Annotated in this window: 7 protein-coding genes; all 7 read right to left on the bottom strand. The window is 53.2% G+C overall.

All coding sequences use genetic code 11. The features are described 5' to 3' along the window. The coding region (locus tag KF749_15960; GenBank protein MBX2992649.1) for a hypothetical protein at nucleotides 1-5,069 on the bottom strand (5,069 nt) is incomplete at its 3' end. A 426-nt stretch (nucleotides 5,070-5,495) separates the two neighbouring features. After that, complete coding sequence (locus KF749_15955) at nucleotides 5,496-7,250, bottom strand: T9SS type A sorting domain-containing protein (protein MBX2992648.1); 1,755 nt, start codon at nucleotides 7,248-7,250, stop codon at nucleotides 5,496-5,498. A 244-nt stretch (nucleotides 7,251-7,494) separates the two neighbouring features. Beyond that, complete coding sequence (locus KF749_15950) at nucleotides 7,495-9,246, bottom strand: T9SS type A sorting domain-containing protein (GenBank protein MBX2992647.1); 1,752 nt, start codon at nucleotides 9,244-9,246, stop codon at nucleotides 7,495-7,497. A 288-nt stretch (nucleotides 9,247-9,534) separates the two neighbouring features. Further along, nucleotides 9,535-11,301 (bottom strand): T9SS type A sorting domain-containing protein, encoded by a 1,767-nt coding sequence (locus KF749_15945; protein ID MBX2992646.1) that lies wholly within the window; start codon nucleotides 11,299-11,301, stop codon nucleotides 9,535-9,537. Nucleotides 11,302-11,473: 172 nt separating this feature from the next. After that, on the bottom strand, nucleotides 11,474-13,204 hold the full coding sequence (locus KF749_15940; protein ID MBX2992645.1) for a T9SS type A sorting domain-containing protein: 1,731 nt from the start codon (nucleotides 13,202-13,204) through the stop codon (nucleotides 11,474-11,476). Nucleotides 13,205-13,374: 170 nt separating this feature from the next. Continuing rightward, the gene (locus KF749_15935; GenBank protein ID MBX2992644.1) at nucleotides 13,375-13,995 is read right to left on the bottom strand and encodes a T9SS type A sorting domain-containing protein; all 621 of its coding nucleotides are present in this window, start codon (nucleotides 13,993-13,995) and stop codon (nucleotides 13,375-13,377) included. A gap of 1,205 nt (nucleotides 13,996-15,200) precedes the next feature. Then, nucleotides 15,201-16,940, bottom strand: a complete 1,740-nt coding sequence (locus tag KF749_15930; protein ID MBX2992643.1) for a T9SS type A sorting domain-containing protein — start codon at nucleotides 16,938-16,940, stop codon at nucleotides 15,201-15,203. Nucleotides 16,941-17,110 lie beyond the last annotated feature (170 nt).

Genomic DNA, 17,110 nt, shown 5'->3' with positions numbered 1-17,110 from the left:
TACGTCGACCAGCCTACCGGCGGGAAGACGCCGCTCTCGAAATCTTCAAACAACACCAAACCCGGAGTGCCGGGAGTGTATTCATCTGCACCAATGTCGGGTGTTGTAGCGTTACGTGTATCGCCATCTATGTCAACCGTGATGGCAGCGATGGGCGTGCCCGCATTACCTGCAACACTCGGTTGTGTCGGGTCGATGTGAAGATCCGATGCCGCATTCACAAAGAACGGATCGCCGTTGACGCTATTCAGATCTTGACCCGTAAACGTTCTCCATCCCGCAAGGTCAGGGACATCCGTCGTACCCTGGCGGGCAAGAACACCGTTCGGCCCAGATACATAATAGTCGTTATAGTCAATCGTACCGAACGTCGTTGCCGTACTCACGGCATAGATTGCATACGCTTTGCTTGTTCCTTCTCCTGTGAGTGAATTGGAGAAGATGTTGTTGCGTATATCAAGTCCGGTCGCCGTGGAGACGGTAACAATAAATGCCGAACTCAGGTTTGTCGTCCCGGTGCCGAAGAACGAGCCCGTAAGACTGACGCTATTGTAGTATATCTTGTGGTTTGTTCCGCCTGCAATGCGGATGCCGTACGGATTACTCAGCGTACTTGTTCCGCCTCCGTTGCTCCGCAGGTCGGAAATCATGTTGTTGGCAACCAGATTGTTTGTCGAGCCTGTGGCGGTGTTGAAGTTGATGCCAACAGCACCGGCCGCTGTACCGGCAAACTGTGAATGGAGTTTCCTGATTGTGTTACCTGCAATCGTGGCATTGCTCACGTTCACGTCAAGATGAATGCCGGTAACCGCCAGGTTCGTAGCCTGAATGACGTTGAAGATCGTGTTGCCTTCAACCATCGCCGAATCGGTGTTCCCGATTTCGATGCCGCGGTAGCTGACCTCGCTTCCGGCTACTTCCGAACCGATAAGGTTATTACTGATAACCAGCCCGGTTTGAATCCCGGTTGTGGCAACGCCACGTGTGTACACACCGAAACGCAGCCGCTCGAACAGGTTATTGTCGATAACGAGATTATTGTTATGCGCCCCTGTTCCCGCACTGGTAATCGTTTGTCCGGCCGCGTACACACCCATGATGTTGGTGGTATCGTTCCTGCCTCCAACAATCTTCGTGTTCTTGATGGTGATGTTTTCGGCTCCGGCGTTGGGGCCGAGACTTGCCACCCAGATGACGCCCGAATTGGTGGATTGCGTTATGCTTGCAAGAGTCAGGTCTCTTGATGAGCCGCCGGAGTTCGAACCATCTATCATGACATTATCCGCTCCGTTGAACTTCAGCAAGAAGCCGGCAAAATCGCCCGAAACCACCGGATTTGCCGACGCCGCGGGTTTCACGGTGATCGTAAACGGACCGCCAGCCCCGTAGCGAACCGGATCCAGCTCAGCCGATGCAGGCTCGGTTGTTCCTTCGTTGAGAATGGAAAGAGTGACGTTGCCCGCCAGCACCGCTCCGTTGATAGCGTCGAATGCCGCCTTCAAGCTGGAGTAGGTTCCGCCTGTTGTACCGACTGTGTACGTTCCCGCTGCAATCGTTCCCAAAACCCTATAGCTGCTCGGATTTGTCGGAGGCGTGGATGCCGCCGGCGGATTCGCAGTGAAACCTCCGGCACCAAACGAAGGGAAAACACCCACATTGTTGACGCTGTCTTGAGCAGCAATGAAATAGTAAACGGTATCACCCGCGACAGTCCCGGCACCAAACGAGAACGTAAAATCATTCCCGCTTACAAATGTGCCTGTCGCTCCCGTGTAGGTTCCGCCGCTGTTGATTTTCCAGTACAGTACCGGCAGTCCGATTCCGGTCGTCGGTACACCCGAAGGATCCGAAATCGCGGCGGCAAGCACTTGCACTGTTCCGGAAGGAACATCATCCAACTCAGTATAGAGAATCGATGGAGGCGTCAGGTCTGCTCCCATCCCCGCAAATTCATCCGCACCGATGTCAGGTGTTGTTGCATTACGGATATCACCATCGAAGTCATCCGTGACGGCAATCGGTGAGGCAACAGGTGTTCCGCCGCTTTCCAACTGTGTGATGATTGAATGATTGATATGCAGATTGTACGGTGGTGTTGCCGCATTAATAAACGGCGGATTCTCCGCGATAGAGAACGCATCCCTCGGCGCTACACGAGCTTTGTACGCCGCGAGGCTCGAATCGGCGTTTGCAACACCCGCCGTTGTTCCTTCACCATAGAAATAGCGTCGTTCACCCGCGGCAGTATTGACATAGAAGTCATTATTATTCGATTCGGCCGCGTAGCTCGTCAGCGTTGCGCTGGACCTCCGATACGCAACTGTTCCGCCGCCTGTCGGGCCTGGCGTCGAGAGGTTCACGACCACGTTGTTCCGCAAATCCGATATCGGGCCGGTATTCATGAAAATGCCCGACGTTCCAAAGTTTGTTGTGGATGTACTTGCGGCATTCAGGAATATGGTGTTATAGAAGACGCCAATGTAGCTTGTGGTCGTCGTTGCCGTGACATTGATACCCGCGATTGCATGGGTCGCGATCGAGTTTTCTGCCCGGATATCTGAGATGTAGTTGTTGAAGATAAACGTGCTGTCGGATGTGCCGAGCCGTGTAATGCCGAATGCAGTCGCCGTCGTGGTTGTGCCCGTAGTGACGATGTTCCGGATGGTGTTATTGAAGATCCGGTATGCGATTCCGGTCTGCACATTGATCCCGGTTGCCGTTCCCGAAGTTCCTCCCGTCACAAGGGAGTCAATCAGGTTCCCGCTGATTTCCGTATTCTGAGCAGTCGTAACCGAGGAGAGGTTAATGCCATAGAGAGAGCCGGAGTTTGATGCAATGTTCCTGATAATATTGTTCCGGATTCGAAGGTTCACGGGGTTGCTAATTTGGTAGATTCCGTACACCGCCCCCGTACCCGGCGATGAGCTGTTCCCCATGTTGTTATTTTCAATAACAAGGTTCTGGGGATAGTTGGATGTTGCATAGAAGAAATAAATCGTTCCGGTCGTTGTACCCGTCCGGTTGACACTCAGCGTGTTGTTTGTGACGGTCTGGGTGTTCGTGGTGCCGGTCGTTGAGCCCGTTTGCAGACTGATACACGCCACTTGCGACGTTGTTCCTTCATTCGTCAGCGACATGGTATTCCCGTCGATTGTTACATCGGTGTTGATACCAGCACCGAAGAATACGCCATAAACTGTTCCCGTACCTCCCGAACCGCCCGTAATCGTATTGTTCCTGACGGAAACAGAATCCTGATAGATGCCATACACGGCATAAGCAATGGTCGTACCCCCTGCAAAGTCACTGATTGAGTTGCCGTTGGACGGGGCACCCACTTCGTTTCCGTTGTCAAAGAATTCGTAGGGTGCGGTTGTGTGAGCAAATCCGCGCAACAGAACAGCACCATAGGCATTTGAAATCGTATTGCCGTAAATTTTGATGTTTTCGCTGCGGCCGCCTGTGGAGGTCACCGTTACGTTAGTTGTTCCCGAGATATTGGTAACACCTACACCGAACGAATAGATAGCTGCTTTGTTCAACGTAATCGTGCAGTTCTTGATCGTGACGTTCTTGCAGGCATCATCGCCCGAGAATTTCTTCAAGTAGTAGCCGTACTCTATCATGCCGACGCCAGTAAATGTCGGGTCGGTCTGCAAATCTACACCGTCGAACGTGATGTAATCGCCGCCGTTGATAATGACGATACCGTCGCCGTGATTACCAATCGTTGTTGATGAAGCAACCGTTCCCGGGGTTAACGGAACGATCTTGGGATTTGCCCCTGCGCCGCTCTTCTGGAAGACGATCTGATCGGCAGAAGTGCCGCTTGCCGTGATTTCAGGCGGGTTCTCCGTGAATGTCTGTCCGGCACTGACGTTGAAAATAATGCCTCCTGTCGGAACAGGACCCGCGTTCAAGGCTGTGATGGCGTCGGTGAATGAATTGTAGTTATCGCCGCCAGTCGGAATCGTATTGTTGATGGTCTTCACCGCTGCGCTTGATCCCGCAACGGGTGCAAACGCGATTCCGCGAAACGCGGTGCTTGCGGCTGCTGTTGCAAGTGTCGTCGCTGTGCTCGCCGCCCCCGTGTCGATTACCTGAATCAACACACTGGTGGAGGTGTTTGCATAGATAACGGGATTCGCGCCGCTCCAATCAACAATCAGTCCGCGAATGGAGGTTGTGGTTGTTCCGTTGTTCAAAAGAATGTAGGCCAGACTCCAGGTTCCTGCGCTGAGCGTCCATTTCTGAATGCCGCCGCCGTTGGCTACTGTTCCGTCATCCGCCATGTACATGGTGTTGCCGTCAGGGCTGATGGCGAAGCCGTAGTTGCTGTGCGTGCCGGTTGTCGGCAAACCGGGTAGCAGAGTCACGATTTGGCCATCCGTTGTCGGAAGGCCCGTTCCAACCGTATTTACACCCAGATTCGCGCCCGTTGCGCTTGAGGTGTACAGCTGCCCGTTAAAGACATTCACCCAGCGCATGTTCGTTGTGGTGGTATGAAGGCCCGTTGTTGTTGTCGAGCCGAGGGTTGTATAGCGCGTACCCGCCGAGGTCCCCTGGCCCGAACCGCCGTTGCCGGTAACCCAGATATCCGTACCGTTCGTCGAAACTGCGCTGCGGATATTGCTTCCGTTGAACGCATCCGTCAATCGGGTGGTGGCGTTGATGACTTCCATCGCATCCACCCGTGCCACAACACGGTTCAGCGTGTCGGCGTATGCCGTTGTTACGCCCGCCGTTCCGGCATCCCTGTCATAGCCGGTAAAAAACAGGTATTGCCCGTTCGTGGATCGTGTCATCCCTCCTTCACTGGTCGCCGAACCGGAGAGGGTCACCCTTCCCGGCCCTGACGACGGAATGACAACGGTCTGTACGAGCGTACCCGTTGTTGTGTACTCGTCCAGAAAAGCGGCGGTGGCGTTACTGCTTAATGCCCCCGAGCCGTCGCCAACTCTGAGTATGACGATATTCCCGTTCGTGAACTGCCCCCACCCTGTTGTGACGGGCGCAAGCAGCACAAGAACGAGGACAGAAAAAATGAACAATGCGTGAGCTTTCTTCATGATTCCTCCATGAATATGCTGAGATGAATGTAAGTGTAGGTGTGAGATATGTACGTGTATCCCGGATTGAGGCCGGGAACGCAAGCGTGCAGACAAGAAGGCCATAGTATCTTTCACAACTCCTCAGTGTGAAGTGTGGAACAACTACCCGACTTGATTGTAATTGAGAGGAATGAACCCCTTACATCGAAATATGTTTTACCCTTTCCCTGCGTGCCTTGCGTCATCCCGGAAAAACAGGTCAAGGTTAGAGTGGGGTGTTGATGCGATCCGGGAGTTTGACTGCGTGTTATTAACTTAGCAATGCACAGCGAGAGATGCAAGAAAAATCTCCCCAAAATACAAAGAGGCCTGATCGCTCAAGCCTCTCTACAGTTACCGCACGCGTGCGGACAGTTATATAGATGTGTGGCGTTGATGTCCCAATTACTTCATCAATACCATCTTCTTCGACTCCTGATACGAGCCTGCCGACATTTTATACACATACACTCCGCTGGGCAGCTTCGCCCCGTCAAACGTTACCTGGTACGAGCCGGGAGAGAGGTTCTCGTTCAGCAGTGTCGCCACTTCCTGGCCAAGCAGATTGTACACCTTCATGCTGACAAGTCCTGCCTGCGCCACCGTGTAATCGATCTTGGTTGAAGGATTGAACGGATTCGGATAGTTCTGGCTCAGCCTGAACGAATTGCCGGGCATCCCGTTTTCGTCAACGCTCAATGTCGGAACTGGGAACTTGTAGAATACTTGGCGGGCTCGCGACAGAGGAGCCAAATCCGTGAATGCCGCAGAACCCGGCTGTGTATCCTCCTGCCACGTCATGTACACAAACCCCGGTGGATTCCAGCGTGACAAGCTTGGATAGCGTTCATCAAGACTCGGGGTATTTGTGAGATTCACCGGCGTACTCCACGATACACCATTGTTGTTTGAGATGGAGTAGAACAAATCGCCGTAGTTGAATCCTGCAGCGGATGTATCTGCTGTGAATGCGTGGAAAACAATCACGAGACTGCTGCCCGATTTGGCAATCGTTGACCATCCCATCGTGAGATGGTTGGACTGGCCCAGATTTAGCGGGTAAACATAACCGGGAACATTCGACGAATCAGCAACATCAACGATACCCGCTGCTTGACTCCAGAAAAGAATCCGACCCTGATTATTTCTCCCGGTTTGATTCACGGTTTGTTCACCCATTGTTCCCAGCGGCGTGTTCCCATCCCAGATAAAATCACTGCTCACCCAGATGCGGCAATTGCCCTGTGCCGTTTCCCGGCCTGGAGGTGAAGGCGGATAGACATTCAAAGAGGGATTACTCCATGTTTCCCCGTTGTTCGTCGAAACATGCCACCATCCGCCACCGGTGTTGCCCGCATTGAAGAGGGTTCCAACATAACCATTGTCGTTGGCATAGGTTGGGTAACGGCCCCCGCCACTATTTGTATCAGGGAATTCCTGCCAATTCGACCAACTCGCAAAATCAGTTGTGCGTGTCCGCAAGGTGAAGGGCTGGGATCCCGTAGGCACATTGAGTGACGCAGACATGACAACCGAACCATCGGCAGCACCGGCAATATTCGGCCAGATCGGCTGAAGCGTGCCGGAGAGTGCGACGGTCGGCGGGGCATTCAACTCGCTGAATGCACCCGCCCCTTCGGGAGAGTCAATGAAGGCGGTTGACTGGGTGCCGTTGATTGCGCTGTGATTCGCAATTGCCGGAAGTCCTGCATTCGGACCTTTGAGCAGCGTGAGAGTCGGATACCCCGATGAACGGGCCGGAATGCGAACATCGCTGAAGTTATTCCACGTTGCGCCGTCGTTTGTGCTGAATGCATAGGCGCTCCGCCGGCTCGTGGCAATCGACGTCGAATCATCGGATACCATGTAGGTGACATGAATGTTGCCGTTGGCAGGATTCACCTGAATATGCTGTACTGCCCCGCCATTCGACTGCCAATCATAGAAGCCGTTCAATGTTGTGTATGAGCCAAGTACCGGTCGGGCAAAGGGACTGATATAGTCGGGCGTCATGTTAATCGGTCCGGCGGATTCCATCGGTTCATCTATTTGAACCTGCATGTCCTGATTCTTGATTCTCTTGTCGTCGCCCGAACCTGCTAACGCCAGGGAAAATACCATAAGGGACACGATACACAATAACAGTAGCCTTTGTGTCATCTGTGACCTCCTTGATTTGTTAATGTTGATATGTTTGAATTGGGATGGTAGATAAATGAATACATTGATGAGTTCAAAAGCAAGAACCGAATCCCATGGACGATACCGGAGCGCGATATGACGTCGAGACATCTTACCAATCCAATCAGCGAAAATCCGTGTCATCAGCGTTCCACTCTCACCACAAAAAAGAAGGCGCAAGAGCCTCTGCCCTCACGCCTTGATGAACCGGATATGTCGGTTCTTACTTCATCAATACCATCTTCTTCGACTCCTGATACGAGCCTGCGGACATTTTATACACATACACTCCGCTGGGCAGCTTCGCCCCGTCAAACGTTACCTGGTACGAGCCGGGAGAGAGGTTCTCGTTCAGCAGTGTCGCCACTTCCTGGCCAAGCAGATTGTACACTTTGATGCTGACAAGTCCCGCCTGGGCAACCGTGTAGTCGATCTTGGTTGAAGGATTGAACGGATTCGGATAGTTCTGGCTCAGCTTGAACGAGTTGGCGACAACGCCCCCCTCACCCACGCTCACCGGAGGTATCGGAAGCCGGTAGAACACTTGCCGTGCACGTGAAGGCCGGGCTCCCGCATCGGGCGTGGCAATTACATACGATCCCGGTTCCGGATCCTCCTGCCATGTCAGGTTGACAAACCCGGAAGGGTTCCATCGCGACACGCTCGGAAATCTCTCATCCAGATCAGGCGTGTTGGTCAGATTCACCGGCACGCTCCACGTCACCCCGTTGTTCTCTGAACGTGAATAGAAGAGATCGCCGTAGTTCAGTCCGTTTGAAGCAGTATCGTTTGTTAGAGCCTGATACACAATCACCAGCGTGTTGCCTGATTTCGCGATTACAGGCCAACCGATGTTCAGATGATTCGATTGTGAAATAAATGGAGGCTCTTTTACGTTGGGCGTGTTGAGAGTATTTCCCACAACAACGAACCCTGTTGCCTGGCTCCAGAACAAAATTTGCCCTTGATTGTTGCGAGGAGAAGTCAGGTTCTGTTCGTTGAGTGCCATCAAAGGGGTGTTACCGTCCCAAAGAAAATCCGTTCCGACCCAAACACGAAATGTATCCGTTGCTGTCTGTCTGCCGGGAGGAGATATCGGATAGATATTCTGTCCGTTTGCGCTCCATGTCTCGCCATTGTTTGTTGAAACATGCCACCAGGCACCACCGGCATTTCCGGCATTCAGGAGAGTGCCAACGTATCCATTGTCGTTTGCATAAGTAGGATTGCGGCCTCCCTGTCCGGTTGTATCCGGATACGCAGCCCAGTTCGCCCAGGAGGCGAAGTCCGTTGTTCGTGTACGTAGGAAATAAAATGGCGCGGCACCGGTATTGAGCGACGCAGACATAACAACCGAGCCGTCCGCAGGTCCGCCCACATTTGGCCAAATGGGCTGCAACGCGCCGGAAAGGGCAACGGTTGGCGGCGCATTCAACTCGCTGAACGCCCCGGCACCTTCGGGTGAATCAATGAAGACTGTGGATTGCGTGCCGGAAATAGTGCTGTGATTTGCAATTCCGGGCAATCCTGCGTTCGGGCCCTTCAACAACGTGATTGTCGGGAAGCCGGAGAGCCGTGAGGGAACGCGGAGATTGTTGAAGTTATTCCACGTCGCGCCGTTATCCGTGCTGAACGCGTAACCCGTCCGGCGGCTGGTGGCAAACGCAGCGGAATCTTCGGACAACATGTAGATGACGTGGATGTTGCCGTTTGCCGGATTGACCTGGATATGTTGAATGGCTCCGCCGTTCGATTGGTAATCGTAGTACCCGCTGAGTGTTGTGTACGTTCCGACCAGCGGTCTCGACAACGGGCTGATATAATCGGGCGTGATGGTCGTTGCATCGACCCGATCAAAAAGCTGCTCCGCTTCAACATGCGCGTTCTGCAACGGATTGCCTTTGCCGCCGGAGCCTGCAAAAGCGAACGTAACGACCAGGCACATCAGGCAAACAAGCAGTAGCCATCGTGTCATGGTTGACCTCCTTACTTTAGTGTATGAATGGGATTGAGAATCAGGATTTGACAGTAAAATGAACGGATTGGGCAGAATAAAAGCAACAGATTTTCGTGTTGTGAAATGGTATTCGCTGAATAGCATCCTTCACTGGAACGCGGAAAACGACGATTAGTGGCATGGCACCGGTCAATGATCGGCGTGAATCCGTACCATCCGTGTACAGTGTTCCGTTCCCTTCCCCCAAAAAACAAAGCGCAAGAGCTTCCGCCCTTGCGCCATTAGCGAAACAGAATTCACCTGTCTCTACTTCATCAGCACCATCTTCTTCGACTGTTGATACACTCCGGCTGTCATTTTGTATATGTAGACGCCGCTCGATAAGCGTGACCCGTCGAACATAGCCTGGTACGTTCCGGGTGATACGTTCTGATTCACAACCGTTGCAACCTCCTGTCCGAGCATGTTGTACACTTTGATGCTCACAGGACCTGTCTGTCCGACCGTATAGTCAATGTTCGTCGTCGGGTTAAACGGATTGGGGTAGTTCTGGCTCAGCTTAAATGAATTTGCAATCCCAGTGCCGCCATCTTCAACCGATGTGGTGAACTGAATCGGGCTTACGCGTAGAAACATCTGGAACGTCCGGATTGTATCGGGTGCCGGTGGCTGCGTGTTACCCGGGAATGCATACAAGCCGCTGCCGCCGGTTTTCTGCGACCATACCATATTGAACTCGCCCGGCGCATTCCATTTTGACACGCTCGGATACTTTTCGTCGGTTTCCGGAGTATTGGTGATCCGCTGCGGGGCACCCCACGTGGCGCCGCCGTTGGATGAGGCGACGTACCACAAATCTCCATAGTGCCATCCATGGCGGTCAGTGTCGGGCTGGAATGCCTGATACGCAACTACGATAGTATTACCCGAAAGCCCGATCGACGGCCAGCCGTGAGAATCGCGATGGAACCGCTGGTTCAAGGGATCCACCGTGTATTTTGTTGAATCAAACGGTACGGCTACAACAAACCCAGTTGCCTGACTCCAGAAAATGATATCCGCATCCCCGACAAAGCCCTGATCCACCTTAAACTCACTGAATATCATGAGCGGATTTTCGCCATCATACACAAAATCGGCATGAACGTACGAGAAGAACGTGTCGGCACCGACAATTCGCTGGCTGAGAACATTGGTTGGTGCACTCCAGGTAACGCCATTGTCTGTCGATTCTCTCCACCGGTTGCCCAACACGGCGGTGCCGTTCGACGTATTCCACAGAATGCCGACCTTACCGGTATTGTTCGCGTGAACCGGGTAACGACCGCCGCTTTGGATGTCACCGGGAAATGTCGTCCAGGCCGGATCCCACGTTGTAAAATCATTTTGCATTCTGTTATGATGCCCGACACCGGTCGTCAGGTTCTGATCGTTTTGCGAGGCGGCGACAATCATCGACCCGTCGCTTGCGCTGCCGACAAACGGCCAGATCGGCTCAAGTGCCTGTCCGAGGATGGGGGGCGAATTCAGCTCGCTGAAGGCCCCCGCTCCTTCCGGCGAATCCACAAACAGTTTGGCTATCGTCGGCGTTCCGTCCGGATGGCTTGCGATTACCGGCAGGCCGGCATTGGCGCCCTTCAGCAAGTCGATTGTCGGAAATCCCGACCGCGACAGCGGCACCGTGATGTTGTTGAAGTTGTTCCACGAGACGCCGCCATTGGAGCTGAACGCATAACCGACGCGTCTGCTGGCATTCAGGCCTTCCGTGGAATCCGTGGCAAGCATGTAGACGACATGAATATTTCCGTTGGCAGGATTGACGCGAATTTGTTGTACGCCGCCCCCGTTGCATTGATAGTCATAGAAGCCGGTCAGCGTCGTGAACGTCCCGACAGTCGGGGTCAACTTCGACCAGTCCGGCTCGGGGGCACGGTTAATCGGAACATTCATATCCACAGGCTGGCGTTCATTCGGGATTGCTTCAGGAACCGGCCGTTTTCTTTCACCGCCTGCGAATGCAAGCGAAACCGCCAACACACCAAGCAGACTCAGCGATATCAACTTTTTCATCATTGTATACCTCTGTCTTTGTTTAGAATGTAGTTGATTCAGTTAAAATCAAGTCATTAGTCCAAAGAAATACAAGTCAAGACTTGACAAAAAAAAGCGTAGCGACCCGGGGCCGCTACGCGAGAGATGAAACCTGCAACGCTTACAAAAACTCAATGATAAAGAACAGCCGTTCTTACTTCATCAATACCATCTTCTTCGACTCTTGATACGAACCGGCCTGCATCTTGTAGATATACACGCCGCTCGGCAAATTGGCTCCGTCGAACGTCGCCTGATAGGAACCTGCGGCAAGCGTTTGATTCAGCACCGTTGCCACTTCCTGGCCGAGCATATTGTACACTTTGATGCTCACCGGACCGGCTTGCCCGACCGTATAGTCGATCTTCGTTGCGGGATTGAACGGGTTCGGGTAGTTCTGGCTCAACTTGAATGAGTTGAGGGTTTCCGAACCCCCAACGCTCGTCGTCCCGAATACGATCGGATTGATTCGCATGAACACTTGTGAGGAACGTACAGTGTCGGCCGCGCCGGGAAACGCATACAAGCCGCTTCTGCTCTTCTGTCCCCACACGATATTGAACTCACCCGGTGCGTTCCATTTCGATACGCTGGGATAGCGTTCATCAACATTCGGCGTGTTTGTAATGCGTTGCGGCTCGCCCCATGTGTTGCCGCCGTTCGACGATGCTACGTACCACAGGTCACTGTAGTGGTATCCCCTGCTGTCGGTATCGGGCTGGAAGGCCTGATACGCAATAACAATAGTGCTCCCGGATAAACCGATGGATGGCCAGCCCAAGCTGAGGCCATGGAAGCGTTGGTTCACAGGATCGAAAGTGTACTTCGTCGGATCGTGCGGTACGGCAATCTTGAAGCCGGTAGCCTGACTCCAGAAGGAAATGTTGTCATCTTCCCGGCCTACATTCAGGATGTACTCCGAGAATGCCATCAGCGGGTTATTTCCATCATACACAAAATCGCTGTGAACATAGGAGTTGAACGAATCTGCTCCCGCAAAACGTTGTCCATACATATTCGTTGGCGTGCTCCATGTTTCCCCGTTGTTCGTGGATTCCATCCACCAGTTGCCAAGCGCCGCAGTACCATTCGATGTATTCGCAAGAACAGCAACACGGCCTGTTCCATTCGCTTGCGTAGAGTACCGGCCTCCGCTCTGGGTTGGCCCGATAATTTGTTCCATCGGTGACCACGCGGCAAAATCCGGTGTGCGGGTCCAATGAACCGTTGCGGCAGTACTTCGGGAAGCGGACATGACAACGGAACCGTCTGCAGGACCTGCAACATACGGCCAAATCGGTTCATCACTTCCCAGCAATGCAGGTGAGTTGATCTCTGAAAAGGCCCCTGCTCCCTCCGGTGAGTCAATGAACACAGTCGAAGCAATATCAGGCCCGATGACACTGTGATTGGCAATCGCCGGAAGACCGGCATTGGGCCCTCTCAGCAAGTCGATGGAAGGAAAGCCCGAACGTCGCGAAGGGATGCGGGCGTTGCTGAAGTTGTTCCAATCGGCACCTCCGTTACTGCTGAACGCGTACGCCGTGCGGCGTCCGGTGTTGAGCCCGCTTTCTGTCGAGTCATCCGACATCATGTACGTCACATGAATATTGCCGTTCGCGGGATTTACACGAATATGTTGCACAGCGCCGCCGTTTGACTGGTAATCGTAGAACCCGGTAAGCGTGGTAAACGTGCCGACGGTTGTCGTCAGTTTGGACCAGTCAACTTCCTGTGCGCGAATCGTGGCGTTCTCAACACTCGCCGTCCGGTCTTCCTTGATCGGCTCCTGGAACGACATCTTCCCTTTTTTCGCATCCCCAGCATATGCCAGCGATGCAACAAAGGCAACAACCACAATAAGAGAGAGTAGTTGTTTCTTCATACGTGTACCTCTATGATTATTTGTGAATGATTAGTGAAACTGGACTTGCTGAGGATTAGTGTTGCTAAAGAAATGGATTGAAACGCTCAAAATCAAGAATTTTTCATTGATTTCTAAAAACAAGAATGCGTGGCGGGGCATTCCCGCCACGCTCCGGAATACCTCTCGGGCTACCTGACCAGCATCATCTTTCGTGTTTCCGTGAATTGGCCGGCCTGCAGCTTGTAGTAATATACGCCGCTTGCGAGGTTATTGGCAGAGAAATCAGCTTCAAACGTTCCCGCCGTCCTGTATTCGTTGACTAATGTCGCTACTTCCTGGCCGAGTGTGTTGTACACTTTCAACGACACGTCCGAACCGACAGGCAACGTGTATGCTATTTTGGTCGAAGGGTTGAACGGATTGGGGTAGTTTTGCTCCAGTTTGAAAGCGCCCGGCAATCCGGCCTCCGACGGCGCGCTTGTCAGCGTCAGGCGCAGATATACCTGCCGTGCCCGCGCCGCGAGGTTATTGTCGGGGTTGGCTACGGCAAATGTACCCGGCTCGGGATCTTCCTGCCAGGTGATGTTTGCTATTCCGGCAGGATTCCATTTCGAGATGCTCGGATACCGTTCGTCCAGGTTCGGGGTGTTGGTGAGGTTGACCGGCGGAGCCCATGTAACGCCGTTGTTGTTCGAGACTGAATAGTAGATATCTCCATAGTTGAATCCGGCCGCAGAGGTATCCGTCGTGAATCCCATCCACACAACTACAATGGCCGACCCCGACAAGCCGATTGCCGGATATCCCATTGCAAAATGATTGCTCTGGGCTCTGTTGAGTTCCGGAGTGACGCCGGGAGTTGATGCGCGATTGGCAATCACAACATAGTCCGTTGCCTGACTCCAAAAGGCAATCTGCTCGTTGAATGTAGTTTCGTTCGCTCCGACGTTGAGTTCGTTCAGCACAGCGTAGGCATTGTTGCCCGAGTACACAACATCGCAGCCGGTCCACGACTGGAATGTGTCAACGCCGGCAATGCGCGTTGGCGGATGCAAAACCGTCTGCGTTGCGGGCCACGTTTCGCCGCTGTTCGTCGATTCCAACCAATCAACTCCAAGGTTTACTTTGTTCATTAAATAGCCAACCCGGCCTGTGGAACTCGAGGCTACCGAGTAAAACCCGCCATTATCTCCACCGCCGGGAAACTCGGTGTAGGGTGTCCAAGTAGAGAAATCTGTAGTCCGTGTATAGTGTGCAGTCGTTGCAATCACGGATCGGGAGGAGAGCATGTTCACAGAGCCGTCGGCTCCGGCAGCAATATACGGCCAAATCGGCTCGTCGGCGCCCCCGAGCGGTGGAGGGGTATTGAGCTCGGAGAACGCCCCTGCGCCTTCGGGAGAGTCGATATACACAACCGATGTAAGGTCACTACCAACTACATTATGGTTGGCAATGCCCGGAAGTCCGGCGTTAGGGCCTTGAAGAAGATCGAGGGTCGGGAAACCGGAACGACGCGACGGAACGGTAAGATTACTGAAATTATTCCACGACACGCCGTTGTTCGTGCTGAAGGCATACGATGTGCGGCGGCCGGTATTGAAATTAATGGAATCATCGGCAGTCATCATAATAACGTGAATGTTGCCATTAGCCGGATTTACCCTGATGTGTTGCGCGGCCCCGCCGTTGCATTGGTAATCGTAGAATCCGCCAAGCCCGGTGTACACTCCGACGGTGGCCTGCGGGCTTGTACGGATGTCGGGAGCAACAACAACAGGCGGATTGACATCCGCCGGCATGTCAACAATTTTGGCGGGAAGAACCGGCGCGCCCGCCTGTTTCTTGTTGCCTGCCGCGGCCTCTTCCAGTGCAAAAGCGAGAATGATCGCGAGTACAACGAGCGATGTAATGGTTTTCTTCATGTTGCTCTCCTTGGTTATGTGTTTGATAAGGATGGTTCGGTGACCAATACCCGGCCCCGTAAACGGGGATTCCGTCATGAGAATTTCCCTCGCTACTTCACGACTGCCATCTTCTTCATAGCCTTGAACTGACCGGCTTCCAACGTATAGTAATACACGCCGCTTGAAAGCCCATCTGCCACGAAATCCACTTCGTGGCTTCCGGCTGTCTTGTACCCGTTCACCAACGTTGCCACTTTCTGACCCAACGTATTATAGACACTTAATGATACGTCCGAGGCCGCAGGCAGACTGTACACAATTCTGGTTGATGGATTGAACGGGTTGGGGTAGTTTTGCTCAAGCCGGTACGCGGTCGGTGCAAACTCCCCTGAGCCGGCACTGCTTCCGGTGAGCGGAGTTTTGATGAATACCTGCCGAGTCGTCCGTACAATTGCTCCCGGATCGCCGATGATGTTGCCGCCGGCTTCCGGATCTTCCTGCCACACAATATTTGCGAAACCGGGCTCGTTCCACGGAGAAACCGAGACGAACCGGTCATCAAGGCCGGGAGAATTCGAGATGTTCCGCGGCGTTGACCAGCTTACACCCCCATTCGTGGAGTAGACCATGAAAATATCATTGTTGTTGTAGCCGTTTGCCGCTGTATCGTTCTTCATCATGGCCTGGTACGCAATAACAATCGCATTACCCGACATTCCAATGGAAGGCATATCCACGGTGATCGTATTCAATGTTGCACGATTCTCATTCGGGCTGACATCCGGCATGTCAACTTTCGAGGCCGCTACGACGAAACCGGTAGCCTGACTCCAGAAGGTAATTTGCGCGCTATCAGTCGGAGCATTCAGCCCAATGTTTGCTTCTGCGAATGCAACAAGCACATTGTCGCCACTATACACAAGGTCCGACCCGAGGACATAGACAAACGTATCAGGGCCGGCGATTCTGGTTGCGCCGACAATCTGCGTTCCCTGTGCTGGCCACGTAGCACCGTTGTCCGTGGATTCGAGATAGTAGATGCCATTGTCACCGGCAAACGATGTATTGAGCAGAATGGCAACTCGTCCGTTCCCGTTTGCTTTCGTCGGGAGTCCGGCACTCGCTGCGGGCAGCGGATTGCCCCACGGCGCCCAGGTTGTGAAATCCGATGTCATTGTGTGGTGCCCGGTATTTGCGGTACTGCGTGATGCACTCATGACAATTGAACTGTTGGCAGTTCCGGCAACCATCGGCCAGATAGGCTCATCGCCGCCCCCGATAATCGGCGGAATGCTCAACTCTGCAAATGCCCCCGAACCCGGAGGTGCATCGACAAAGACGACCGACGTGAGATCAGTACCTGCAACATTGTGATTCGCGATAATCACGCCTTCCACCGTGCCTTGAAGCATATCCAACGACGGATAACCCGAACGCCGGCCCGGAACAACGAGATTGTTGAACGTATCCCACGTTTGACCGCCCGTGCTGCTGTAGGCGTAATTCGTTCTTCTCGTCGATCCGCTCGGATCTGCCGAGTCGGATGCAGTCATGAAAATGACATGGATCTTGTTCCCGGTTGCATCCGATTTATCAAGGCGGATATACTGGCAGGCTCCGGCATTGACTTGATAATCAAAATAGCCTTGCAGACCCGTGTAGGTTCCAGCCAGCGATCTCGTCAGGGAGAGGAATGGAGGAGGCGTGTAGGGTACATCCTTGTCAACGCCAACGCGCTCAATGGGAAGAGTTTTTACAAGATGCTTCTGATTGTTCCCTGCGTATCCTGAACTCATCGAAAGAACAAATAGAACAGACAACGCGAGATAAAATGGAAGGCGTGTATTCATCGGTAACACTCCTTATATTGTGTGAAGTAGAAGACAAGTGATTGTGACTTTCCGGCATTTCATGTGAAGTAAAGAGCCTCCCTCTCAATGAACCTGAGGAGGGACACTGCAGAATATACCGGGTATTCCGGAAAGGTAAATAAGGAAACCCTTCGTCGGCCGTTGGAGCC

Source organism: Bacteroidota bacterium (assembly GCA_019637975.1).
GTDB lineage: Bacteria > Bacteroidota > Ignavibacteria > UBA10030 > UBA6906 > CAADGV01.
This window is presented reverse-complemented; position numbering and strand designations above follow the sequence as displayed.

Coding starts and splice junctions, on each gene's coding strand:
- KF749_15955 (MBX2992648.1), bottom strand. CDS start 7,250: ATGACACAAAGGCTACTGTTATTGTGTATCGTGTCCCTTATGGTATTT.
- KF749_15950 (MBX2992647.1), bottom strand. CDS start 9,246: ATGACACGATGGCTACTGCTTGTTTGCCTGATGTGCCTGGTCGTTACG.
- KF749_15945 (MBX2992646.1), bottom strand. CDS start 11,301: ATGATGAAAAAGTTGATATCGCTGAGTCTGCTTGGTGTGTTGGCGGTT.
- KF749_15940 (MBX2992645.1), bottom strand. CDS start 13,204: ATGAAGAAACAACTACTCTCTCTTATTGTGGTTGTTGCCTTTGTTGCA.
- KF749_15935 (MBX2992644.1), bottom strand. CDS start 13,995: ATGGGATATCCGGCAATCGGCTTGTCGGGGTCGGCCATTGTAGTTGTG.
- KF749_15930 (MBX2992643.1), bottom strand. CDS start 16,940: ATGAATACACGCCTTCCATTTTATCTCGCGTTGTCTGTTCTATTTGTT.